Source organism: Nocardia pseudovaccinii NBRC 100343 (assembly GCF_001613225.1).
In the GTDB taxonomy this organism is placed as follows: Bacteria; Actinomycetota; Actinomycetes; order Mycobacteriales; family Mycobacteriaceae; genus Nocardia; species Nocardia pseudovaccinii.
On record NZ_BDBY01000240.1, the window covers coordinates 1 to 20400 of the forward strand.

The window sequence follows — 20400 nt, forward strand, 5'->3', positions numbered from 1 at the left end:
CGACGCGTCCATCGGTGAGCTGATCGCCGAGGCCATGGACAAGGTCGGCAAGGAAGGCGTCATCACCGTCGAGGAGAGCAACACCTTCGGGCTCCAGCTGGAGCTCACCGAGGGTATGCGCTTCGACAAGGGCTACATCTCGGGTTACTTCGTGACCGACCCGGAGCGTCAGGAAGCGGTCCTCGAGGATCCGTACATCCTGCTCGTCGGTTCCAAGGTTTCCACCGTCAAGGACCTGCTGCCGCTGCTGGAGAAGGTCATCCAGGCCGGTAAGCCGCTGCTGATCATCGCCGAGGACGTCGAGGGCGAGGCCCTGTCGACCCTGGTCGTGAACAAGATCCGCGGCACCTTCAAGTCCGTCGCCGTCAAGGCGCCGGGCTTCGGTGACCGTCGCAAGGCGCAGCTCGCCGATATCGCCATCCTGACCGGTGGCGAGGTCATCAGCGAAGAGGTCGGCCTCTCCCTGGAGACTGCCGGTATCGAGCTGCTCGGCCAAGCGCGCAAGGTCGTCATCACCAAGGACGAGACCACCATCGTCGAGGGCGCTGGTGACGCGGAGGCCATCAAGGGCCGCGTCGCGCAGATCCGCACCGAGATCGAGAACTCGGACTCGGACTACGACCGGGAGAAGCTGCAGGAGCGTCTGGCCAAGCTGGCCGGCGGTGTTGCGGTGATCAAGGCCGGTGCCGCGACCGAGGTCGAGCTCAAGGAGCGCAAGCACCGCATCGAGGATGCCGTGCGCAACGCCAAGGCCGCCGTCGAGGAGGGCATCGTCGCCGGTGGTGGCGTGGCCCTGCTGCAGTCGGCTCCGGCGCTGGACGACCTGAAGGTCACCGGTGACGAGGCGACCGGTGCGAACATCGTGCGTGTCGCGCTGTCGGCTCCGCTGAAGCAGATCGCCTTCAACGCTGGCCTCGAGCCCGGCGTTGTCGCCGAGAAGGTCTCGAACCTCCCGGCCGGCCACGGCCTGAACGCCGACTCGGGCGAGTACCAGGACCTCCTGGCCGCCGGTGTCGCCGACCCGGTCAAGGTCACCCGTTCGGCCCTGCAGAACGCGGCCTCCATCGCGGCCCTGTTCCTCACCACCGAGGCCGTCGTCGCCGACAAGCCGGAGAAGGCCGCCGCTCCCGCCGGAGACCCGACCGGTGGCATGGGCGGCATGGACTTCTGAGTCCAGCCTCTCTGCAACACATCTAGACCCGAAGGCCGGTCCACCAATGGTGGACCGGCCTTCGGTCTTTGGCTATTCGAGAACGATGAATGGAATGGCGAAGCCGAACGATCGAGGCTATTGGTTCGGTGGGGTTAATTCGAGGCGGCGCTCAGGTCTTGGGTGGGGCGGTTGGGTTTTTTGGGGGTGCCCTTGGCCGCTGGGGTGGGGGGTTCGATTTGTGGTTCGGCGGCTGTCTCGGGCGCATTGTCGACTGTCGGATCGGAGTCGATTACCGGCGTGGGTGGGTTGGGTTCGACTACCGGCGTGAGTGGATCGGAGTCGACGGCCGGTGTGGCTGGATCGGGTTCGGCGGCCGGTGTGCCGGTCGGCAGTTCGAGATCCGCAGGTTCGGTTGCGGCCGATTCGGCGGCGAACTCCGCGGCGGCGGCCAGGCGTAGGCGTTCGGCGAGTTCGTTGAAGATGTAGAAGTTGGGGATCTGGCCGACGGGGGTGAGCGAGACCCAGCTGCCGTCGACCTTCATGCGGACCAAACCGCTTCGGGCGTCGATCAATTGGATCTGTTCCCAGGCGTAGGCCCGGCTGTGGAAATAGAGTGCGGCCAGGTCGAGGGCGATTTCGCCGAGACGGACGGTGGCGCCGTCATCGATGGCGGCAACGGCGCGGGGGAGCTGGGCCAGGGTGACGGCCGACTGGATGGCCCTGCCCCACTCCCGCGCGTCGCCGAACAGGGTGTCGTCGAATGCGGCCTCGGCGCCGTCGGGGCTCGACATCCGCAGCGAGTACTCGGTGTGGGCGGAATTCTGGAACGGGATGACCTGCTGGCGCACTTCGGCGCTGTCCCAGCGGAACCCGGCCACCTGCTCACCGGAGCGGTACACGGTCATGCCGACATCGAAAAGATCCAGCCGCGCGGCGCGGTGTCGCCGATTGCGCCGCCCGCGGAAGAATGCCAGCGATGCGGGCACGAGGCCGAGGAGACCGACCGCGAGCGCACCGGGATAGGCCCCGACCGTCACACAGATGACTCCCACGGCCGTGAACCCGCCCGCGACGATCCCGCAGCCACGCACGAAAGTATCGCTCGCAGGCGCCGGTAGAAAGGTCTGTCGGTGCGTGCCGAGCTTCTGATATTCGGCCATCAAGTGGATCAGCTGCGACAGTGGAACCTTTTGTGGCCCGCCGGTTCCGACATCGCCATGGCTCGGAGTGGTCAATTGTCCCTCCATGAGGCGGTTTTCCTCCGCGGCGAAGCGTATGACACTCGCCCGAAGGTCGCCACCCCAGCCGCGTGCCCGGTCAGTCGGCCGAGCTTACGTCATCGCGGCGGCATACCTGCGATGGGTTCGGGCGTTTCGTCGTGATTTAGATCAAGTTGTCATATGGGGAATAGGCCGATGGCCGGTCCGCTGAACGAACCGGCCGTGCGGCGGGATCAGATTCCGTCGACCGTCAGGACGGCGAACGGTGTGGCCGGGGTGCCGGGCCCCATCGGCCCGCCCTTATCGAATTGGGAAGAGACGACCAGCGTTCGACCATTGCTGCGTACCAATGTGGTGGGAATGCGCAGGGAGTCGTCGGTGAGCGTGCGTTCCAGCTCGACGGTCGCGCCGTCATCACTGATCTTCCAGCGGGTAATGGTGTTGCTCGCATTCTGGGCCGCCCACAGCGTGCTGCCGTGCAGTTCCAGTCCATCACCGTGTTTCAGATCGGCGCCGCGCATGGTCACCTTGCGAATCTCCGGTGAATTCGCCGCGGTCGCAACGCGATACAGCTCACCGGAGTTCATATCGACGATCAGCAGATAGTGGCCGGAATCGTCGGACACGATGCCGTTCAAGGTAAATGCGTCCGGCGCGTGCGGGCCGACAATGTTGCTCAGGTCGAATTGTGTTGTCAGATCGGACTTTCCGCCGTGCGCTGCGGTGACCTGCTCCGGGGTGACCCGGTAGACCACCGGTCGCAGGCTGTCGGTCAGATATGCGCTGCCGTCCGGCGTAATGGCCAGATCATTGACCAGGCTCGGTTCGGTGCCGGTGATATCGAAGCGGGCGACCAGCGCACGGCTGCCGGTGTCGTACACCGCGACTCCGGTGGTCGAGTCGATTACCCACAGTCGTCCTGCCGCATCGACTTTCAAACCATTGGCGGTTTTGCGGCCGTCGGTCCCCTCGGGCAGGAAGATTTCGGCCCGCGCGGCGCCGGGTGTTGCGCGGTAGACGGCGCCGTTGGCGTATGAGCCGACGTAGGTGTCACCGGTGCGGGGGTCGACGGCGATGCCCTCCGGGTAGACGCGATCACCGGGCAGTTCGTAGGCGGTGCTGATGTGGGTCGCCGGTTGGGTCACGGCTTCCGTCGCGGTGCCGCACGCCGTGACGGCGGTGCAGGCAAAAGCGGTGGCGATGGTCGAGATGGTGCGGAACATGCTGCTCGTGGCTCCTGATAGTCGAACATCTGGATGCATTCACATCTTCGAATGTATACGAACATATATTAGAACTCTAATCAACGTCAAGAGTCTAATCAGTAGACGGGCAGTTACCATGCGGATATGACGTCCATGCACTCCTCCGAGCGCCTCGGCTCGTATATCAAGCGCGCCGAACAGGCCCTCAACTCGGCGAAGAGCGCGGCGCTCAAACCGGCGGGCCTCACCGTTCCCCAGTACGGGGCCCTGCTGTTCCTCATCGAAAATCCGGGCATCAATGCCGCCGCGCTGGCCCGGCTGTGCGGGGTGACCCCGCCGACCATGAATACGATCCTGACCAATCTGCAGGACCGCGGCCTCATCGAGCGCACCCCGCATGCCTGGCACAAGAACGTCCTGGAGACCCGTCTCACCGAAGCGGGGGCGGCGCTCGCGCGGGAGGCGGACGTGAAGGCCGTCCGCGTGGAACGCGCATTGGCCGACGAGTTCACCGAGGCCGAACATGCCGCGCTGCGCGAACTGCTCACCCGCTGCGCCGACCTGCTCGACTCCATCCGCCCGGAATCCGCGCCGAAAAAATAGCTCCCGGCTCGGATCGACCCGGGAGCAATTGGGGTACAGGCGATTTCACGCCGGAACGACCACCGCCGTTTCGGCGCGTACCAGTCGGCGCAGGGTTGCTACGCCGAGCGCGAGGGCGACGACGCCGACCGCGGCGGAGGCACATGGGAGCCAGCTACGATCTGGAGCAACGTTTCCCCGGCCTGCTCGACGCGATCATCAACGGTTCGCAATCCTGAGTCGTGCATATCGACCGCCTGCTGTTCAAACGCCCCAAAAGTATTGGCTTTACCGGCGATCCCGTAACAGGTGCACTTGGGGTGGGCACAAGCCTTGAATGTCACTCGGGGGTGGGGACAATGAACGGATTCATGGTCGTGCTGGTGATCGTGCTGGTGATCGGCACGATCGCGATGATCAATCGCGCGAACCGCGACAATCTGCGGCGCCGCAACCACCGCAGCCGGAGCCGATGGGCCGCGGGCGGCGGTGGCGAAGGCGGCGGTTGCGGCGGCGGCTCCAGCTGTGGTGGTGGTTCGAGCTGCGGCGGTGGTTCGAGCTGCGGTGGTGGCGGCTGCGGCGGAGGCGGTGGTGGCGGTTGTGGTGGCGGCAGCTGATTCGGCCCCGCTCAGGCAGCAGACTCTTAAATATGCTGTCTTCCAACGCTTTTGCTGGATGTCAGGCTGCCAAGCCCAGCAGGGGCGTTCCAGCTGCTCGCGGTTTCGGCCAGCGGCGCATTGGCGTCCGTTAGGGGCCATGACCTGATGCTCTCTGGCATGAAAGTCGCTGTTGTACGGTTGGCCGATGTTTGCACTCGTGGGGAAGTTCGATCTGTTCGACGCTGACAAGGCAGCGGCATTCGAGGAGCATGAACGCCAGCCGCATACCCGCCGATTCTTGGACCAGCGCGGCGAATACGTCGAGTCGTTCCGTGTCGAATTCCTGGCACCGGCCGCGGTGAAGGGTCTCCCCGCCGCGGACTGACTAGAGGCGGTCAGTGATTCCACACCACACTGCGAAGCCGTGCACGGTATCGACAATGCGCGCCTCCGCCCGTGCCAGCGCGCGCACGGTTTCATACACCATCGGGTTGTAGCGGGTCTGGGATGGCGCAATCGATTTCGCGGTCACCAGCGCGTCGAACGCGCTGCGGCGGTTGCCACGAAGCAGATAGGCGCGGGACAGGTCGATGTAGTGATGCCCGGCGCGTTCCCTCGGCGCATCGTCCGGGATGACGAGTGATCGCGCCCGGTTGAGTGCTGGTATCGACTCGCCCATTACCGGCCACCATCCACGACGGTCAAGGTCGGCGACCATCGGTGACCGCACGGATACACCCGCTCGGAGCTGATCAAGTCGGCACCCGTCAACCGGGAACCGACCGATGAGCAACAATCCAGAAACTGAACCGTCCCGAGTTCGGGGCCGCTGCCAACGACCGCCTGCTCTTCGTGACCCCTACCTGCGTCGCAGCTGTGATGGCTGCCATCGGTCCGGCGGAGGCCGTCACAATCCAGCAATGCGAGGAGGCGGGTGGCGTGGTCATTCGGTGCGCTGAGCAGCCGGTGACCAAGAACGACAAAATCGCTTGCCCGGCACCAGGCAAGACAATCCGACTGTGGTGTGTCGGGTCGCGGTTCTACACCATGCCGGACGGCTGCCCGATGGAGGTCTTCGATACCGGCGGCAACAGCAAGTACGGGCGATAGTGTCGATGCCATGACCTCACGATTTGGTTCCGTTACCACGATCACGGGGGCGAGTCCGGCGGTGATTTCGCTACTGCGTCGCGCCGCGCAGGTGGCCGAACAGCATGGCCGCAACGATCGGCACCCGAGGATCTGCAAGTAGCCCTGCTTCAGGGCATTCCATGGTCGACGCTCGAGGTGTGGTGGCCGCGGGTCGGCGGAAAACGTTGCAGCGTGGTGTCATCAACGATCTCGATCCGTCTGCGCCGCAGCAGGCGTTGACCTACACGGAATTGGTGGAGTTGGTGGCCTCGATGGTGCCTGGCCCGGCCGGGCGTGACGAGTTGAACCCGGCAGAGCCGGTCACTGTCACCTACGAGCTGTCGGGGCCGGATGCCGACGAGTCCCGAGCACAGATCGACGGGTCTGAATAACTCCCAGCCACACTCAGGAATTGCCGTTGGTGGGAGTCAGGATAACCACCGGGATCTGCCAGGAGACCTTGGCCTGGAAGTCGGCGAGGAATGGTGCGTCGGCCAGCTTGCTTTCCCAAAGCTGTTGCCGCTCATCGCCTTCCGCAACCGATGCGAACACCGGCCACGATTCGGTACCGACTTCGACGACGGCCTCGGGGTGCGCGGTCAGATTGTGGTACCATCCCGGACGATTCGGCCGTCCGCCGTTTGCGGCGTAGACCACTACCCGGTCACCGTCGCGCTGAAAAGCCAGCGGCCAGGTTCGGGATTCGCCCGTGCGGGCGCCGGTGGTGGTCAGCAATAGCAGCGGTATGTTCGCGAACTGCCCGCCGACCTTTCCCGCATTGGCGCGGAATTCCGCGATGACATCCAGATGTAGTTGCCGCCGTTGCTCATTCGACACGAGCATCAGCCTATGACGGCTTGCTCGATCGCGCTTCGTCGCGACGTAGGCGCGCGGTCACCATCTAGCGGTCCCGCAACCACTTTTCGATTTGATCGACCGTGCTGCCGTACCGACGGATCCAGCCGTTGTGCCCCAACGGTTCCGGTTGTACCCAGGTGGTCACCTCGGCCTCGGGCATCTTGGCCAGCAGATGTGCGGCCGAACTGCTCGGCGTGAGATCGTCGCCGGTCATGGTGATGGACAGCACGGGCAGCTTCAATCTGGCGATCCGCTCCTCGTAGTCGATATCCGCATCGACCGGCACAAAGCGTCCGGTGCGAGCCAGCCGGGCCCAATCCGACATCAGCACCTTCGACTGGCGTCCGAACCCGCCGAGCGAGATCCGGTCGCCGGGCCAGAAGCCCGCCAGATTGGCCGTCAGCGACATGACCGCGGTGCCAGCCAGCATGCCAGGACCCGAAATACCCCGGAAGCCACGGTGATACGGGGTGCCGGAGGCGATCAGGATCAGCCCACCCAGGCGGCCGCGGATCCGCGACGCATACAGCACCGCGAGCTGGCCGCCCATACTGTGGCCGAGCAGATACGGGGTGCTGTCCGGGAACCGGTCGCGCACCACCGAGAAGATCGCCGGGAAGTCGACCGATGCCAGTTCGTGGTAGCCGAAGGTGCTCGCGGCGCTCGGGCGCGGGCGACTGTCACCCGCGCCGCGCAGCTCACCGATCGCGGCATCGAAGCCGCGCGCGGCCAGCTCCTGGGCGAACAATTCGTAGTACCCGGCCGGGACACCGAGGCCGGGCACCATCACCACCACCGGACGCGGCGCATCCGGGCGCACCGGATGCCGATGCGCACCGGTCGCCGGGAACAGCCGCACCGGCACGGTGGTGCCGTCCGGCATCTGGATGGGAACCGTTTCCACAGAACGCACGCTAGCCGACGGCCGCCGCGACTACGCGCCGACCGCACCCATGATCACTCGGCTGAGCACCCGGATCACGTCGTCCAGTGGCGGGCGCGGATCTGAACCGCTCCAGGAATCCACCACGTAGTTGACCGCGCCGATGATGGCCAGCACCCGCATCTCGTAATCGCCCGTTGGGATTTCGCCGTGCAACGCGGCATCCTCCGCGGCTCCGGCGAGTAGCGAGCCCCAGACGCGACGCAACTCCAGCCGGAACTTCTCCACCTTCGGCCCCGCGCCCACGACCTCTACCAGCGCCACCCGCGCCTTGCGCGGATCGGAGCCGATGGATTCGACGTAGGCGCGCACCGAGGCATCGATGATCTCCAGCGCGGTCGCATCGGATTTCTTCTCGAGGGCGGCGGTCACCGCATCGCGCGATTCCCTATCGATCTGCTCGTAGAGCTCGAGTAGGAGGGATTCGCGGCCGGTGAACTCCTCATAGAACTGCCTCGAGGAGAGTCCGGCGTCCTTACAGATAGCGCCGACCGAACTATTGGCGTAGCCATCGCGCGCAAAGACCGTCAGGCCCGATTCCAGAAAACGCGCACGCCGCTGACGTTGCCGGTCCTCTACGGGTTGCCCGGCATACATTCGTCCCGTATTCGCATCCTGTGACATTGGGGCAGACAATACCGAAGGGCCCGATCCCCTCGTCATGGATCGGGCCCTTCGTCTCAACCTTCGGCGAAACAGGTGTTAGCCGAAAGTTGGCCGCTCGGTTGCTATTGCGCTTGCCGGATGCCACTCTCCGATCTAACTGCTGCCACAGTGGGCGTCACTGGCTGTTTGCCGCAACGGAGGATACCGAGGGGCTCGGCACGCCGAAAGTGTTTTGCAGGACTTTTTTAGAATAATTCTTTCGACAGACCTTTCAACAACGCGGGCAGTTCCGCGACGGAATCGATGACGTGATCCGGTGCGGCCGAAGCCGCCGCCAGAACGGCGGGCCGGAATTTGCCGGTGCGCACCAGAACTCCGGTCATACCGGCCTGTTGAGCGGCGAGTACATCCGAGTGCAGATCGTCACCGATCATCAACACCTCGGCCGGGTCGAGGTCCATAAGGTCCGCGCAGGTACGGAATCCGGCCGCCGCGGGCTTGCCGACCACCGCGATCTCGGCATTGCCCGCCGCCTCCAGACCCGGCAGATACGCGCCCGCGTCGATCCGGAGCCCGGTGTCGGTGGCCCAGGTCAGGCCGCTGTGCATCGCGACGACCGGAATGCCGTCCAGCATCAGCTGCGCCACCCGGCTCAGCGCCTCATGTGTGAATTCCGCACCGGCGCCGCCGATTACGATGACATCCGGATCTTCGTCGTCGAGAGTCAGCTCGGCGAGGTCGGCCGCGATATCACCGTGATTGAGCACCCACACTGCCGCATCCGGGTAGTGGCGGCCCACATATTCGCCGGTGAGCCGGGCGGCGGTGACGATCTCCGCGGTATCGACATCGAACCCGGCGTCGCGCAGTCGCTCGGCGATCTCATCGCAGGTGCGGGAGGTGGTATTGGTGAGAAACCTTCGGCGCAAACCACTTTCGCGCACGCGGCGCACGGCGTCGACCGCGCCGTCGATCTCGCGCCAGGAGGTCACCAGCACGCCGTCGATGTCGTAGAGCACACCGCGTATGTCGCCAGACATGGGTTCAGCCTACGACCGCGGAACAGAGGCGTCCCCGCATCCGTTCGAAACGGCGCGTCAGCGGGCGAAACTCCGGGCGGCGCGCGCAAGCATCCACGGCACGAGCCGACGGTGGAATGGGCGCACGACGGCGAAATACCTTCGGCCCCAGCGATTTCGATACTTGACCAGTGAAGTGATGGTGACCGTGCCGTCGTCGACGAGTACCGAGACGACAAAGTCGAGGACCGCCATCGCATCGGCGGTCACATGCTCGCGTTCATCGCATTCGCGATCGGGAAAAGGGTTGCCGAAGAATATCTTTCGGGTCCAATTCCGAGGATCGATAGGAGCGCCCGGCGGCAACGCTATTTCGTAGGAATCGATGTAATCCCAATCGCTGCCCGACGAGCGCGCCAGGGTGGCTCGTTCGGGAATTTCGATCCGTCCATGAGTCGGCATCACATTCCTCCGATAACCCATACGGGGCCGTATGGAATGACCATACGGTAGCGTACGGGAATGGCACAAGGGGATGCGACCGCCAAGGCACGGCTCAGCGCCGACGATTGGGCACAGGCCGCACTGGACGCGCTGGCGGAGGGCGGTCTGGCGGCGGTCGCCGTCGAGCCCATCGCCAAGCGGCTCGGCACCACCAAGGGCAGCTTCTACTGGCATTTCAAGGACCGTGCGGCCCTCGTCGAGGCGGCACTGGCGCGCTGGGAGCAGCGCAGCACCGACGATGTGATCGCCGAGATCGCCATCGAGACCGATCCGGCCGAGCGGTTGCATCGACTCTTCGCCCAGGTCATCGACTATGCGGCGACCGGACGCATCGAATTGGCGCTATTGGCCTCGGCGGACCAGGCATCGGTCGCCGCGACGCTGCGCCGCGTCGCGGACCGTCGCATCGAATACGTGGCCGAACTGCTACGCGAATTGGGACTGACCGCCGGGCAGGCGCGGACCAGAGCGGTTGTCGCCGTGAGCATTTACCACGGCTTCAACCAACTGGCCCGCGTCTCCCCCGACGCGCTTCCGAGCACCGAGGCTCAGCGAAGGCTGTTGGTGGACAGTGCCTTCGAGAGTCTGCTGCCGAAGCGGAACTGAATCAGTTGCTGCTCCCCTTCGAACTAAGCAGGGTCGGCGGTTTGGCTGAGGTTTTTCGCGAAGCCGTCGAGCATTGCGGTGAGGCCGATTTCGAAGTGGTCGGTGTTTGCGGTGGCGTCGGCGGCTGCGGCGAGGGTGTTGTAGTGGGGGGTGTTCGGGGTGGGCTTGCGGCTGCGCTCGGCTGCTACCGCGGCTACGGTGTGGCTGAGGATGTGGCCGACTACGTATTCGCGTAGGCAGCGGGCGAATTGCAGGGCGACCCCGGGGGTGAAGCCGACGCCTTGGAGGCGTTCGACCATCCAGTTTCCGGTTTCGATTGCTCTGGTGCTGCGGACCGGTCTTGTCGCGAAGATCGGGACGGCGTTCGGGTGGCGGCGGAGGGTGGAACGCAGGCGGTGGGCGTAAGCGCTCATCAAGTCCGGCCAATCTTCCTGCCACGGAAGGGTTTCCATTTCGAGTTCGTCGAACATCGCTTCGGCGATGCCGTCGAACAGGTCCTGCTGGTCGGTGAAGTGCCGGTAGGCCGCCATCGGGTCCGCCCCCAGTGCCGCACCTAATTTCCGCATGGTGAAGCCGTCGAGTCCGGCCGTATCGATGACGGTCAGCGCCACCGCGGCAATATAGTCGCGATTCAGTGCGATCCGGGTGGTCGGCTTTTTCATGCGCTGATCAGCTCCATCAGCCGGGTGACGAACTCCTTCGGCTGCAACTGGTATGGCACATGTCCGCCAGGGAATTCCACACAGTCGCGGCCGAGTTCGTCGGCCAGTGCGTGTGCGGCGACGTAGTACGGCTTGCCGACGCTCTCGCGTCCGGTCGCCAGCTGCCACGGCACCGCGACCTTCCGGAGGGCGGCCAGGTCCGGGTGGTAGTCGAAGCAGAAGGCGGGCAGTTCGCGTCGCAGCAGCAGGTCGGCATTGTTCAGTTGGCGGGTCATGGTCGAGGGCTGAGTCCGAGAGATCCGGCGAAGCGCGGCGCCGATCGCGAGCGATACGCGACTTGCACCGGCCAGCAGAGTTTGTCCCGGACTCGACCGAAGGATCCGCGGCACATTCGGCATGGTCATGACGCCGAATGCCGCGAACGCGCGCATCGGACTCTTCGCGACGGCGAGTGCGCCTATGTCGGCGATCTCCTGCCGCGCAGGGCTTTCGGCGGGCAGCAGTTGGACCAGCGGCGGTTCGTGCACGACCGCATCGATGAGCCGATCCGCGTGTACGGCAAGTAGCTCGAGCGTGATGATCGCGGCACCGCTGCTGCCGAAGACGTGTGCGCGCTCGATCGCGTAGGCGTCGAGGACCGCGATGACATCCGCCGCCTGCGTCGCGACATCGATCGCGGCGTGCGAATCCGTGAGCGGGCTTCGCGAATTGCCGCGCCGGTCGTAGGTGATGACGCGGTAGCGGTCGGCCAACAGGGGAACGACGGCCTCGTACATTCCGGCATCACCACCGCCACCGGAGATGAGGACCAGATCCGGTCCGGTTCCGGCCGCTTCGGTATGCAGTCGCGCGCCGGGGGTATCGACGATTCGCATGACGACTCCTTGTCTACAGCGTAGACCGAGTCTACGTCGTAGACATACCGCCGCAACAAGTCGGCCCGGTGCTGGATGCACCGGGCCGGTTGGACCTGACTACCGCTCCATCAACATCTGGGTGAAGAACTCGTAGATGAGTCCGGCCTGGAATGCCGACTGCTTGTTGTCGGCCGCGCCGCCGTGGCCGCCCTCGATGTTCTCGTGGTACCAGATGGTGTGGCCCTGCTGCTCCAGCAGCGCCGCCATCTTGCGGGCATGGCCCGGGTGGACCCGGTCGTCGCGGGTGGAGGTGGTCAGCAGGATCGGCGGGTAGGCCGCGTCGGCGCGGACGTTCTGGTAGGGCGAGTACTTGCTGATGTACTCCCACTCCTCGGGCTTGTCCGGATCGCCGTATTCGGCCACCCACGACGCACCGGCCAGCAGCAGGTGATACCGCCGCATATCGAGCAGCGGGACCTGGCAGACGATGGCGCCGAACAATTCCGGGTAGCGGGTCAGCATGACACCCATGAGCAGGCCGCCGTTGCTGCCGCCGACCGCGCCCAGTTGTTCGTGCGTGGTGATGCCCCGGGCCACCAGATCCTTGGCGATCGAGGAGAAGTCCTCATAGACCTTGTGCCGGTTGGCCTTCTGCACCGAGGTATGCCACTGCGGGCCGTATTCGCCGCCGCCGCGGATATTGGTCATCACCCAGGTGCCGCCGCGTTCCAGCCAGCCCATGCCGGAGGCGCCACTGTAGGCGGGGGTGCGCGATACCTCGAAGCCGCCGTAGCCGGACATCACCGTCGGGCCGGGGGTGTCCTTGCGGTCGCGGTGGCGGATCACGAAGTACGGCACCATGGTTCCGTCATCGGAGCGCGCGAAGAACTGCTCGGTCTCGATGCCATCGGCGTCGAAGAAGCCGGGTTCCTGTTTGAGTTGTTCGGTCCGGCCGCCGACCGCGCTGGCGAGCAGGGTGGCGGGAGTGGTGAATCCGCTTGTGGTCAGCATGAATTCGTCGCCGCCCTCCAGCGGGTCGAGATTCATCACGCTGGTGGTCGCCATCGGCGGGGTGTCGGCGAGCGGCTCCCGGCGCCAGCCGTCCGGACCTGGCGTGAGGACGTAGAGCTTGGTCTGCACGTCCTCGAGGGTGATCAGCAGCAGATGGTTCTCGGTCCAGCCGTAGCCGTGCAGTGAAGTGTGCTCGTCCGGGGTGAAGATCACCTCGAATTCCCGTGCGCCGGAAAGGAATTTCTCGAAGTCCATGGCCAGCAGCGCACCGGCCGGGTAGGTCTTGTCACCGATTTCCCACGGCGACTTCAGCCGGACCAGGAACCAATCCTTGTACCAGGACTCGCTGGCGTCGGTCGGTACGTCGAGATGCCGCAGACTGCCGTCGCTTTCGAGCAGATACACCTCTTCGTTGAAGAAGTCGGTGGCGCGGCCGACGAAATGCCGTTCATAGCCGGGGGTCCGGTCGTAGCCTGCCGAGACCGCGACATCGCCCGCCTCGCCCTCGAATACCGTTTCGGCCTCGGTGAGCGGGGTGCCGCGCCGCCAGCGCTTGGCGATACGCGGATAGCCGGAGTCGGTGAGCGAACCCGGCCCGAAATCGGTGCCGACATACACCGAGTCGATATCGATCCAGCGGATCTCGGACTTCGCCTCGGTCAGGAAGTAACCGCCGTCGGACGGATCGATGAATTCCCTTGTTTCGATATCGAATTCGCGCACGACCTTGGCATCCGCGCCGCCGCGGGACAGGCTGATAAGTGCACGCGACTGCTCCGGTCGCAGCACCGCGGCACCGCCCCACACCCAGTTCTCGCCCTCGGCGGTGCCGAGTGCGTCCAGGTCGATCAGCACGTCCCAGTCCGGCGCTTCCTTGGCGTATTCGGCGAAGGTGGTGCGCCGCCACAGCCCGCGCGGATGTTCGGCATCGCGCCAGAAGTTGTAGAGCCAGCGGCCGCGCCGACCCGGGTAGGCGATCTTGGTATCGGTGTCGAGCATGTCCAGGATGCGGCGCTCGAGCTCGGTGAACCGATCGGAGCTGGCGAAGCGCTCGACAACCAGCTCGTTGTGTGCGCGGGCGAAGTCGAGGGCCCGCTCATCGGTTACTTCTTCGAGCCACAGGTAGGGATCGGTCACAGTTTGCTCAACGCCCGTCATGTCCACATTGTTGCCGAGAGGCTTTAAAGGTGAGATATCACTCGATGAATCGGGCAATTCGGGCGGCCTGTTACCGGTTGCTCGACATCGGTTCGAGTAGTGACATACGTACCGGTCGGATCAGTAGGATCGCTGCTCCGATACCGAAGCGAGGCGGAAGGTGGCCGGTTTGCCACAGTTTCTCTGGGAGCAGCACTGTTGCCTGCCATTACTGCATTCCGCGCGGATCGCCGACCTGGCGCGCTATCCGGTCGGGTCGTATTTATCGGTGAACGTCGGGTATTCACATCAGTCGACCGAGGATTCGCTCGCGCTGCTGCACAAGTTCCGCCGGGATGCGCTGGGTGACGGTCGGTTCCGGCTGGTCGAGCGGTTCGCCGATATCGGTGCCGCCGATACCATTTCGCTGGCCTTCGACCTGGAGGATTCGGGGCCGCTGGGCGGTGATCCGGATAACCTCGAAATGTTCTACGAACTGGGCGTTCGCTCAATGCTGCCGACGTACAACCACGCCAACGCGGCGGGTTGCGGCTGTCTCGATGCCGACGACACCGGACTCACCGCCTACGGCCGAGATCTGGTCCGCAAACAGAACGAGGTCGGCATATTCGTCGACGGTTCGCACTGCTCCCGCCGCACCGGACTGGACCTGGCCGGATGCACCGAAGCTCCGATGATCTACAGCCATTCCAATTTCGCCGCACTGTGGGCGCATCCGCGCAATATCACCGATGAACAGGCGCTGGCCTGTGCCCGGACCGACGGCGTTAACGGTATCAATGGAGTGGGAATCTTCCTGGGCCAGAATGCGATCGATGGCCGGGCCGAGCGGGTCGCGGCAATGGCCGCGCATATCGAATACGGTGCGGAACTCGTCGGGATCGAACATATCGGCATCGGATCCGACTACTCCTTCGATGCCGAGGATTTCAACGACATGCTCACGCAGGATCCGGGGGCGTTTTCCGACGCGTATACCAAGTGGGGGCCGCTGCAGTGGGTACCGCCGGAAGATCTGCTCGGACTGAGCGAGTTACCCGGCCTGGATGCGGCACTCGCCGATCGCGGATTCAGTGCGGCCGATCGAGCGGCGGTGTTCGGTGGCAACTTCGCCCGTATCGCGCAGCAGGTCTGGCGCGACTAAGGCCCGGTCGCGCAATGGCGACAAGCGCCTCAGTTCGGAAACCGGGTTCGCTCGCGGATATGCGGCAGTGCGCGGTCTCGGTAAATAATGTTCTCGAGACAGCCGCTGTGATGTGCCGGGTGCACGAGCTGGCGTGCCACGTAGTCGAGAGCCAATTGCTATTGAACCTGATGGCGGTACGAGCGGATTTAGTTCACCGCCGAGCTGGGCCGCGCGCGACAGCCGGGGCGATATCTGCCTCCGTATCGGTCCGCGCACCGGAAAGCCGCGGCGCCATGTGTCGCGTATCGCATAGTTGCGGGGGGACGGTGGGTGAAGTTTGCTCGACAGAGTTAGGCTCGACGGCGTGACTTCCCATTACGACGTTGTCGTTCTCGGTGCCGGTCCTGGCGGTTATGTCGCCGCCATCCGCGCGGCACAACTTGGCCTCCGTACCGCGATCGTCGAGCAGAAGTATTGGGGTGGTGTCTGCCTCAACGTGGGCTGCATCCCTTCCAAGGCGCTGCTGCGCAACGCGGAGCTCGCGCATATCTTCACCAAGGAAGCCAAGACCTTCGGCATCTCCGGCGACGTGAGCTTCGACTTCGGCGTCGCGTTCGACCGCAGCCGCAAGGTCGCCGACGGCCGGGTCAAGGGCGTCCACTTCCTGATGAAGAAGAACAAGATCGACGAGTTCGACGGTAAGGGCACCTTCACCGACCCGAACACCCTCTCGGTCGCCCTGTCCAGCGGCGGCACCGAGACGATCACCTTCTCGAACGTGATCATCGCCACTGGCACCGTCACCAAGCTGCTGCCGGGCACCTCGCTCAGCGCGAATGTGGTGACCTACGAGGAGCAGATCCTCACCCGCGACCTGCCCGGCTCGATCCTCATCGTCGGCGCGGGCGCGATCGGCATGGAGTTCGGCTACGTCCTGAAGAACTACGGCGTCGACGTGCGCATCGTGGAGTTCCTGGACCGTGCGCTACCGAACGAGGATGCCGACGTCTCCAAGGAGATCACCAAGCAATACAAGAAGCTCGGCATCACCATCACCACCGGTGCGGCCGTGCAGTCGATCGACGACGACGGCTCCAAGGTCACCGTCTCGATCAAGGACAACAAGACCGGCAACCTGGAGACGGTCACCGTCGACAAGGTGCTGCAGGCCGTCGGCTTCGCGCCCCGGGTCGAGGGCTACGGCCTGGAGAACACCGGTGTCGCGCTCGAGCGCGGCGCGATCGTCATCGACGACAACATGCGCACCAATGTGCCGCACATCTATTCCATCGGTGACGTGACCGGCAAGCTGCAGCTCGCCCATGTCGCGGAGGCCCAGGGCGTGGTCGCCGCGGAGACCATCGCCGGAGCGCCGACGGTCACCCTCGGCGACTACCGGATGATGCCGCGCGCCACCTTCTGCCAGCCGCAGGTCGCCAGCTTCGGTCTCACCGAGCAGCAGGCCCGCGACGAGGGCTACGACGTGAAGGTCGCCACCTTCCCGTTCACCGCCAACGGCAAGGCGCACGGCCTCGGCGATCCGACCGGTTTCGTCAAGCTGGTCGCCGACGCCAAGTACGGTGAACTGCTCGGCGGTCACCTCATCGGTCCGGACGTCTCCGAACTGCTGCCGGAGCTGACCCTGGCCCAGAAGTGGGACCTGACCGTCAACGAGCTGACCCGCAACGTGCACACCCACCCGACGTTGAGCGAAGCCCTGCAGGAAGCGTTCCACGGCCTCGCGGGCCACATGATCAACTTCTGATCCGTGTCGAAGACGGTGGTGTTCGGGCCGAAAGGTCCGGGCGCCACCGTTTTTCATTGGAGCTGAACAATGCGACGCAAATGGTTGATCGGTAGTGCGCTGGTGCTCGTGGTGGTGATGGCGCTGGCGGTCGGTGGCTACTACCTGATGAACTCGCGCACCTTCCAATTGGCGGGGCGGTTGGTGAACCGGGTCGATACGACCGACAAAGTTGTCGCATTGACGCTCGACGACGGGCCGACCGACAAAGCACCGGAAGTGCTGAAAGTCCTTGCCGAAGCCGGGATTCCGGCCACCTTCTATCTCATGGGCCGGGATCTGGCCGCGCATCCCGAATTCGGCAGGGCCATTGCGCAGGCCGGTCACGAAATCGGCAATCACACCTACAGCCATCGCCGCATGGTGCTCGTCTCCGGCGATACCGTCCGCGACGAGATCGAACGAACCGATGCGGAAATCGCGAAAACCGGTTACCAGGGCCCGGTCACCTTCCGTCCGCCCTACGGCAAGAAGCTCTGGGCCCTCCCGAAGTACCTCTCCGACCACGACCGCACGACGATCACCTGGGATGTGGAACCCGACTCGGGCAAGCAAGCAAGCATCGACGCCATTGTCGCCGAAACCGTCTCCAAGGTGCGGCCCGGCTCCATCGTCCTACTGCATGTCATGGGCCAGTGGAACGAATCCCGCGCCGCCATTCCGCGCATAGTCGGCGAACTCCGTTCCGCCGGTTACCGATTCGTCACGGTGTCGGAGCTTCTGAAGCACTGAGCTCGTCAGAGCATGCCGTAGGCGTGGGTGGGCGTCAGGCGAACGAGGGCGCGGCGGTCGGTGACCATGGCCTTGCGGTATTCGTCCCAGTCGGGGTGCTCGCCCGAACCCGCTCGGTAGTAGCCGACCAGTTCGTCGACAGTGGAGTCGTCGGGGTCCGCGGCGACGGGCGTGAGATCGACGGTGCCCTCGATGACGGCGTAGGCGAAGAAGTCGTCGCGGGTGACGTGGATGGCGGCCCACGGATCGCGCACCAGATTGTGGTACTTGGCCCGGTCGGCGGTGATGGAGATGCGGATGACCCCGTCGTCACCGACCACATGCAGCACATTGGACAGCTGTGGGCGCCCATTGCGCCGGATCGTCGTGAGCACGGACCGCTTGGTGGTCCGCGCGAAATCAACAGCCGAGGAAATTTCCATACCCAGACCAACCCACCACAACGCCCCGACCTTCCCCCTGGTCAGTTGATCACTATGTAACGGTTGCGGCATCGGCCGAGAGACCTCCACCACCGGTACATGGTGATCATTCGACCAGAGTGCCCGTCGACGGGGCGCGCATCGGTCGAGCAAGTTGTGAGCGGTGGAGGTCAGTCGCGGTGGTAGGCGGCTTGGGCTTCGTGGACGCGGGGCATGTTGGTTTCGAGGATCTGGATGAGGTCTTCGAGGCGTTCGGCGACCAGGGCGCCGAGTTCGGTGAGGGTGTATTCGACTCGCGGGGGGATGGTTTCCTGTACCTCGCGATGGACCATGCCGTCGCGCTCCAGGGCCTGCAGGGTCTGTGAGAGCATGCGTTCGCTGACGCCGTCGACGCGACGTCGCAGGGCGCTGAACCGGTACGGCCCCTCGCGCAGCGCGACCAGGGCGAGGGTGCCCCAGCGGCTGGCCACATTCTGGAGCACCGGTCGTGACGTGCAGTTCCGGGCGAATACGTCGGCTTCCAGCGTCGGACCGTCGGTATCCACCAACGGCGTGCGCTGAGTGGTCATGGAATCGATAGTACCCAACTTGACCAAAGTGTTTACGGAATGCATAGTACTAACTATTAGTTAGTGCATGTTGAACGTACAGACCCATGGAGGTAAGTCATGACCGTCGCCGTAACCGGAGCCGCTGGGCAGTTGGGCCGTCTCGTCGTCGAGGCGCTGTTGCGCGAGGGGACCACGCCGGTGGTCGCGATCGTGCGTGATCCGCAGAAGGTCGCCGATCTGGCCGAGCGGGGCGTCGAGGTCCGGCAGGCCTCCTATGACGACGCCGAAGCGCTCGACCGCGCCTTGGCCGGTGTCGACCGGGTGCTGCTGGTCTCCGGCAACGAATTCGGTGCGCGAGTCGCCCAGCACACCAACGTAATTCGGGCCGCCGAGCGTGCGGGCGTGAAACTGCTCGCCTACACCAGCATTCCGCGCGCCACCGAGAACCCGCTCATCCTGGCCCAGGAGCACCGGGGCACCGAGCAGGTGCTCGCGGAATCGACTGTTCCGCACACGCTCCTGCGCAACGGGTGGTACTGGGAGAACTACTTCGGCGCGCTCGGGCACACGGTCGAGTCCGGCGTGCTGCGCGGCGCCGCGGGTGCGGGTCGCGTCGCAGGCGCAGCGCGCGCCGACTACGCCGAGGCGGCCGCCAAGGTGCTGACCACCGACGGTCACGCGGGCCGGATCTACGAACTCGGCGGCGATGAGCGCCTCACCTATGCCGAACTCGCCCAGGTGATTTCGCAGGCGTCCGGCAAGCCGGTGCGCTACGAGAATCTGTCCAAGGAGGACTACAGCGCGGCGCTCGAGCAGGCCGGTCTGCCCGGCAACTACGCCGCGGTGCTCGCGGATGCGGACGCCGGAGTCGGCGACGGCATCCTCGATGTGGACTCCGGCGACCTCCGGAAGCTGCTCGGCCGCCCCTCCGCCCCCGCCGTCGAGGTCTTCCGCGCCGCCCTCGCCTGAGGTATCCAAGGGTGAGTTCACCGGGTTGCACGCCGCCGTCGCAACATAGCGATACGCGTGCAAACCCGGTGTGCATCAAATGAATTGGTCGACCAAGACGTCGAGGTCGTACGCCGCCCCAGCTCCACGCATCCAAAAGCGGGTCTGCACGCCTTATTTCGGCCGCGTGTTATCCGCGCTCGTAGATACGGCGTACAAGCCCGTTCTGTGTCAATGGAATTGGTAGCGAGTCGCGGGAGTCGTACGCCGTCGCAGCGTTACGCAACCATGGGTGGGTTCGCCGGGCTTGCACGCCGTCGCGAGGCGTTGACAGTTCGTGCAGGCCCATGGTGAATCCCGAGGTCGCATGCCCTGACTACGGCACGGCATGCGACCTCGACTCCCATCAGACCCACTGCACCAATTGCAGGATGATGCCGTTCGGATCGACCGTCTGGAAGTAGCGCTCACCCCAGGGCTCGGTCTCGATCGGGGTGACGATCGGCACGCCCTCGTTCTGGAGTCGTTCGTACTCGGCATCGATATCGTCCACGACGAACGCGACAAGTAGTCCCTCGCCCGCGCTCCCCGCTTTGTCTTTCGGCTTGAAGCTGTCGAGACCGGTGCGCAGGTAGCACAGGGTGAAACCGGCATCGGGGCGGGCGACCGAGACGAAACCGTCGGCCGACATCTGCTCGGTGAA

Annotated in this window: 26 protein-coding genes; 12 read left to right on the plus strand and 14 right to left on the minus strand. The window is 64.8% G+C overall.

The features are described 5' to 3' along the window. Nucleotides 1-1171 (plus strand): chaperonin GroEL (gene groEL / locus NP3_RS29805; protein ID WP_063044935.1); only part of this gene is annotated, 1171 nt, incomplete at its 5' end. Between the two features lie 134 nt (nt 1172-1305). Here the strand turns inward: groEL and NP3_RS29810 are convergent. Together NP3_RS29810 and NP3_RS29815 are read right to left on the minus strand one after the other, a co-directional pair. Beyond that, nucleotides 1306-2388 (minus strand): DUF6585 family protein, encoded by a 1083-nt coding sequence (locus NP3_RS29810; protein ID WP_174566284.1) that lies wholly within the window; start codon nt 2386-2388, stop codon nt 1306-1308. Between the two features lie 218 nt (nt 2389-2606). Then, nucleotides 2607-3596 carry an SMP-30/gluconolactonase/LRE family protein gene (locus NP3_RS29815; protein ID WP_063044936.1) on the minus strand — a complete coding sequence of 330 codons (990 nt, stop codon included), beginning with the start codon at nt 3594-3596 and terminating at the stop codon, nt 2607-2609. A 126-nt stretch (nt 3597-3722) separates the two neighbouring features. On the opposite strand from NP3_RS29815, the gene NP3_RS29820 reads away from it, so the two are divergent. The 3 genes from NP3_RS29820 (at nt 3723) to NP3_RS29830 (ending at nt 5144) form a co-directional block, all read left to right on the plus strand. After that, nucleotides 3723-4181 carry a MarR family winged helix-turn-helix transcriptional regulator gene (locus NP3_RS29820; RefSeq protein WP_245721171.1) on the plus strand — a complete coding sequence of 153 codons (459 nt, stop codon included), beginning with the start codon at nt 3723-3725 and terminating at the stop codon, nt 4179-4181. A 221-nt stretch (nt 4182-4402) separates the two neighbouring features. After that, a complete protein-coding gene (locus tag NP3_RS29825) occupies nt 4403-4777 on the plus strand; it encodes a hypothetical protein (protein WP_176582819.1) in 375 nt (124 codons plus the stop codon). Nucleotides 4778-4964: 187 nt separating this feature from the next. Then, nucleotides 4965-5144, plus strand: coding sequence for a hypothetical protein (locus NP3_RS29830; RefSeq protein ID WP_063824947.1), 180 nt, complete (start codon nt 4965-4967; stop codon nt 5142-5144). On the opposite strand, the gene NP3_RS29835 is transcribed toward NP3_RS29830, so the two are convergent. Next, nucleotides 5145-5438, minus strand: coding sequence for a hypothetical protein (locus NP3_RS29835; RefSeq protein ID WP_063044938.1), 294 nt, complete (start codon nt 5436-5438; stop codon nt 5145-5147). Nucleotides 5439-5638: 200 nt separating this feature from the next. Between NP3_RS29835 and NP3_RS29840 the strand changes: the two genes are divergently transcribed. Genes NP3_RS29840 through NP3_RS29845 form a run of 3 tightly spaced genes read left to right on the plus strand, consistent with a single transcriptional unit; the run spans nt 5639 to nt 6282 of the window. Further along, a complete protein-coding gene (locus tag NP3_RS29840) occupies nt 5639-5869 on the plus strand; it encodes a hypothetical protein (RefSeq protein ID WP_063044939.1) in 231 nt (76 codons plus the stop codon). Nucleotides 5870-5879: 10 nt separating this feature from the next. Continuing rightward, entirely contained in the window at nt 5880-6011 is a 132-nt protein-coding gene (locus NP3_RS51205; RefSeq protein WP_281197606.1) for a hypothetical protein, read from the plus strand. A 19-nt stretch (nt 6012-6030) separates the two neighbouring features. Next, nucleotides 6031-6282, plus strand: coding sequence for a hypothetical protein (locus tag NP3_RS29845; RefSeq protein ID WP_157124618.1), 252 nt, complete (start codon nt 6031-6033; stop codon nt 6280-6282). A 13-nt stretch (nt 6283-6295) separates the two neighbouring features. Here NP3_RS29845 and NP3_RS29850 read toward each other — a convergent pair whose 3' ends face one another. From NP3_RS29850 to NP3_RS29870, 5 genes are all read right to left on the minus strand, one after another. Next, nucleotides 6296-6727, minus strand: coding sequence for a nitroreductase family deazaflavin-dependent oxidoreductase (locus NP3_RS29850; protein WP_218024962.1), 432 nt, complete (start codon nt 6725-6727; stop codon nt 6296-6298). Between the two features lie 64 nt (nt 6728-6791). After that, nucleotides 6792-7652, minus strand: coding sequence for an alpha/beta hydrolase family protein (locus NP3_RS29855; protein ID WP_063044942.1), 861 nt, complete (start codon nt 7650-7652; stop codon nt 6792-6794). Nucleotides 7653-7682: 30 nt separating this feature from the next. Continuing rightward, on the minus strand, nt 7683-8315 hold the full coding sequence (locus tag NP3_RS29860; RefSeq protein ID WP_040696569.1) for a TetR/AcrR family transcriptional regulator: 633 nt from the start codon (nt 8313-8315) through the stop codon (nt 7683-7685). A gap of 227 nt (nt 8316-8542) precedes the next feature. After that, nucleotides 8543-9337 carry an HAD-IIA family hydrolase gene (locus NP3_RS29865; protein ID WP_063044943.1) on the minus strand — a complete coding sequence of 265 codons (795 nt, stop codon included), beginning with the start codon at nt 9335-9337 and terminating at the stop codon, nt 8543-8545. A gap of 57 nt (nt 9338-9394) precedes the next feature. Continuing rightward, the gene (locus NP3_RS29870; RefSeq protein WP_063044944.1) at nt 9395-9778 is read right to left on the minus strand and encodes a DUF2867 domain-containing protein; all 384 of its coding nucleotides are present in this window, start codon (nt 9776-9778) and stop codon (nt 9395-9397) included. A gap of 60 nt (nt 9779-9838) precedes the next feature. On the opposite strand from NP3_RS29870, the gene NP3_RS29875 reads away from it, so the two are divergent. Then, the gene (locus tag NP3_RS29875) at nt 9839-10426 is read left to right on the plus strand and encodes a TetR/AcrR family transcriptional regulator (protein WP_063044945.1); all 588 of its coding nucleotides are present in this window, start codon (nt 9839-9841) and stop codon (nt 10424-10426) included. Between the two features lie 23 nt (nt 10427-10449). Here NP3_RS29875 and NP3_RS29880 read toward each other — a convergent pair whose 3' ends face one another. From NP3_RS29880 to NP3_RS29890, 3 genes are all read right to left on the minus strand, one after another. Continuing rightward, entirely contained in the window at nt 10450-11088 is a 639-nt protein-coding gene (locus tag NP3_RS29880) for a TetR/AcrR family transcriptional regulator C-terminal domain-containing protein (protein ID WP_063044946.1), read from the minus strand. Then, a complete protein-coding gene (locus NP3_RS29885; RefSeq protein WP_063044947.1) occupies nt 11085-11963 on the minus strand; it encodes an alpha/beta fold hydrolase in 879 nt (292 codons plus the stop codon). Before NP3_RS29885 ends, NP3_RS29880 begins: the two co-directional genes overlap by 4 nt. A 99-nt stretch (nt 11964-12062) precedes the next feature. Then, complete coding sequence (locus tag NP3_RS29890) at nt 12063-14114, minus strand: prolyl oligopeptidase family serine peptidase (RefSeq protein ID WP_063044948.1); 2052 nt, start codon at nt 14112-14114, stop codon at nt 12063-12065. A 169-nt stretch (nt 14115-14283) separates the two neighbouring features. Here NP3_RS29890 and NP3_RS29895 point away from each other — a divergent pair, with 169 nt between their 5' ends. The 3 genes from NP3_RS29895 to NP3_RS29905 all read left to right on the plus strand — a co-directional run bounded on the left by NP3_RS29895 (nt 14284) and on the right by NP3_RS29905 (nt 17776). Then, entirely contained in the window at nt 14284-15258 is a 975-nt protein-coding gene (locus NP3_RS29895) for a dipeptidase (RefSeq protein WP_063044956.1), read from the plus strand. Nucleotides 15259-15604: 346 nt separating this feature from the next. Next, nucleotides 15605-17005 carry a dihydrolipoyl dehydrogenase gene (lpdA, locus tag NP3_RS29900; RefSeq protein WP_063044949.1) on the plus strand — a complete coding sequence of 467 codons (1401 nt, stop codon included), beginning with the start codon at nt 15605-15607 and terminating at the stop codon, nt 17003-17005. Between the two features lie 69 nt (nt 17006-17074). Then, nucleotides 17075-17776 carry a polysaccharide deacetylase family protein gene (locus NP3_RS29905; protein ID WP_063044950.1) on the plus strand — a complete coding sequence of 234 codons (702 nt, stop codon included), beginning with the start codon at nt 17075-17077 and terminating at the stop codon, nt 17774-17776. Nucleotides 17777-17781: 5 nt separating this feature from the next. Here the strand turns inward: NP3_RS29905 and NP3_RS29910 are convergent, their stop codons facing one another. Both NP3_RS29910 and NP3_RS29915 read right to left on the minus strand, forming a co-directional pair. After that, a complete protein-coding gene (locus NP3_RS29910; RefSeq protein ID WP_063044951.1) occupies nt 17782-18198 on the minus strand; it encodes a PPOX class F420-dependent oxidoreductase in 417 nt (138 codons plus the stop codon). A 170-nt stretch (nt 18199-18368) separates the two neighbouring features. Then, nucleotides 18369-18767 carry a winged helix-turn-helix transcriptional regulator gene (locus NP3_RS29915; RefSeq protein WP_063044952.1) on the minus strand — a complete coding sequence of 133 codons (399 nt, stop codon included), beginning with the start codon at nt 18765-18767 and terminating at the stop codon, nt 18369-18371. A gap of 99 nt (nt 18768-18866) precedes the next feature. Here NP3_RS29915 and NP3_RS29920 point away from each other — a divergent pair, with 99 nt between their 5' ends. Beyond that, entirely contained in the window at nt 18867-19718 is an 852-nt protein-coding gene (locus NP3_RS29920) for an SDR family oxidoreductase (RefSeq protein ID WP_063044953.1), read from the plus strand. Between the two features lie 385 nt (nt 19719-20103). Here the strand turns inward: NP3_RS29920 and NP3_RS29925 are convergent. Then, on the minus strand, nt 20104-20400 hold a 297-nt coding region (locus tag NP3_RS29925; protein WP_063044954.1), incomplete at its 5' end, for a VOC family protein.

Excerpts from the sequence above, each read along its gene's own strand:
- NP3_RS29815 (WP_063044936.1), bottom strand. The coding sequence starts at position 3,596 with ATGTTCCGCACCATCTCGACCATCGCCACCGCTTTTGCCTGCACCGCC.
- NP3_RS29820 (WP_245721171.1), top strand. The coding sequence starts at position 3,723 with ATGACGTCCATGCACTCCTCCGAGCGCCTCGGCTCGTATATCAAGCGC.
- NP3_RS29830 (WP_063824947.1), top strand. The coding sequence starts at position 4,965 with ATGTTTGCACTCGTGGGGAAGTTCGATCTGTTCGACGCTGACAAGGCA.
- NP3_RS29835 (WP_063044938.1), bottom strand. The coding sequence starts at position 5,438 with ATGGGCGAGTCGATACCAGCACTCAACCGGGCGCGATCACTCGTCATC.
- NP3_RS29840 (WP_063044939.1), top strand. The coding sequence starts at position 5,639 with ATGGCTGCCATCGGTCCGGCGGAGGCCGTCACAATCCAGCAATGCGAG.
- NP3_RS51205 (WP_281197606.1), top strand. The coding sequence starts at position 5,880 with ATGACCTCACGATTTGGTTCCGTTACCACGATCACGGGGGCGAGTCCG.
- NP3_RS29845 (WP_157124618.1), top strand. The coding sequence starts at position 6,031 with ATGGTCGACGCTCGAGGTGTGGTGGCCGCGGGTCGGCGGAAAACGTTG.
- NP3_RS29860 (WP_040696569.1), bottom strand. The coding sequence starts at position 8,315 with ATGTCACAGGATGCGAATACGGGACGAATGTATGCCGGGCAACCCGTA.
- NP3_RS29865 (WP_063044943.1), bottom strand. The coding sequence starts at position 9,337 with ATGTCTGGCGACATACGCGGTGTGCTCTACGACATCGACGGCGTGCTG.
- NP3_RS29870 (WP_063044944.1), bottom strand. The coding sequence starts at position 9,778 with ATGCCGACTCATGGACGGATCGAAATTCCCGAACGAGCCACCCTGGCG.
- NP3_RS29875 (WP_063044945.1), top strand. The coding sequence starts at position 9,839 with ATGGCACAAGGGGATGCGACCGCCAAGGCACGGCTCAGCGCCGACGAT.
- NP3_RS29880 (WP_063044946.1), bottom strand. The coding sequence starts at position 11,088 with ATGAAAAAGCCGACCACCCGGATCGCACTGAATCGCGACTATATTGCC.
- NP3_RS29885 (WP_063044947.1), bottom strand. The coding sequence starts at position 11,963 with ATGCGAATCGTCGATACCCCCGGCGCGCGACTGCATACCGAAGCGGCC.
- NP3_RS29890 (WP_063044948.1), bottom strand. The coding sequence starts at position 14,114 with ATGACGGGCGTTGAGCAAACTGTGACCGATCCCTACCTGTGGCTCGAA.
- NP3_RS29905 (WP_063044950.1), top strand. The coding sequence starts at position 17,075 with ATGCGACGCAAATGGTTGATCGGTAGTGCGCTGGTGCTCGTGGTGGTG.
- NP3_RS29910 (WP_063044951.1), bottom strand. The coding sequence starts at position 18,198 with ATGGAAATTTCCTCGGCTGTTGATTTCGCGCGGACCACCAAGCGGTCC.
- NP3_RS29915 (WP_063044952.1), bottom strand. The coding sequence starts at position 18,767 with ATGACCACTCAGCGCACGCCGTTGGTGGATACCGACGGTCCGACGCTG.
- NP3_RS29920 (WP_063044953.1), top strand. The coding sequence starts at position 18,867 with ATGACCGTCGCCGTAACCGGAGCCGCTGGGCAGTTGGGCCGTCTCGTC.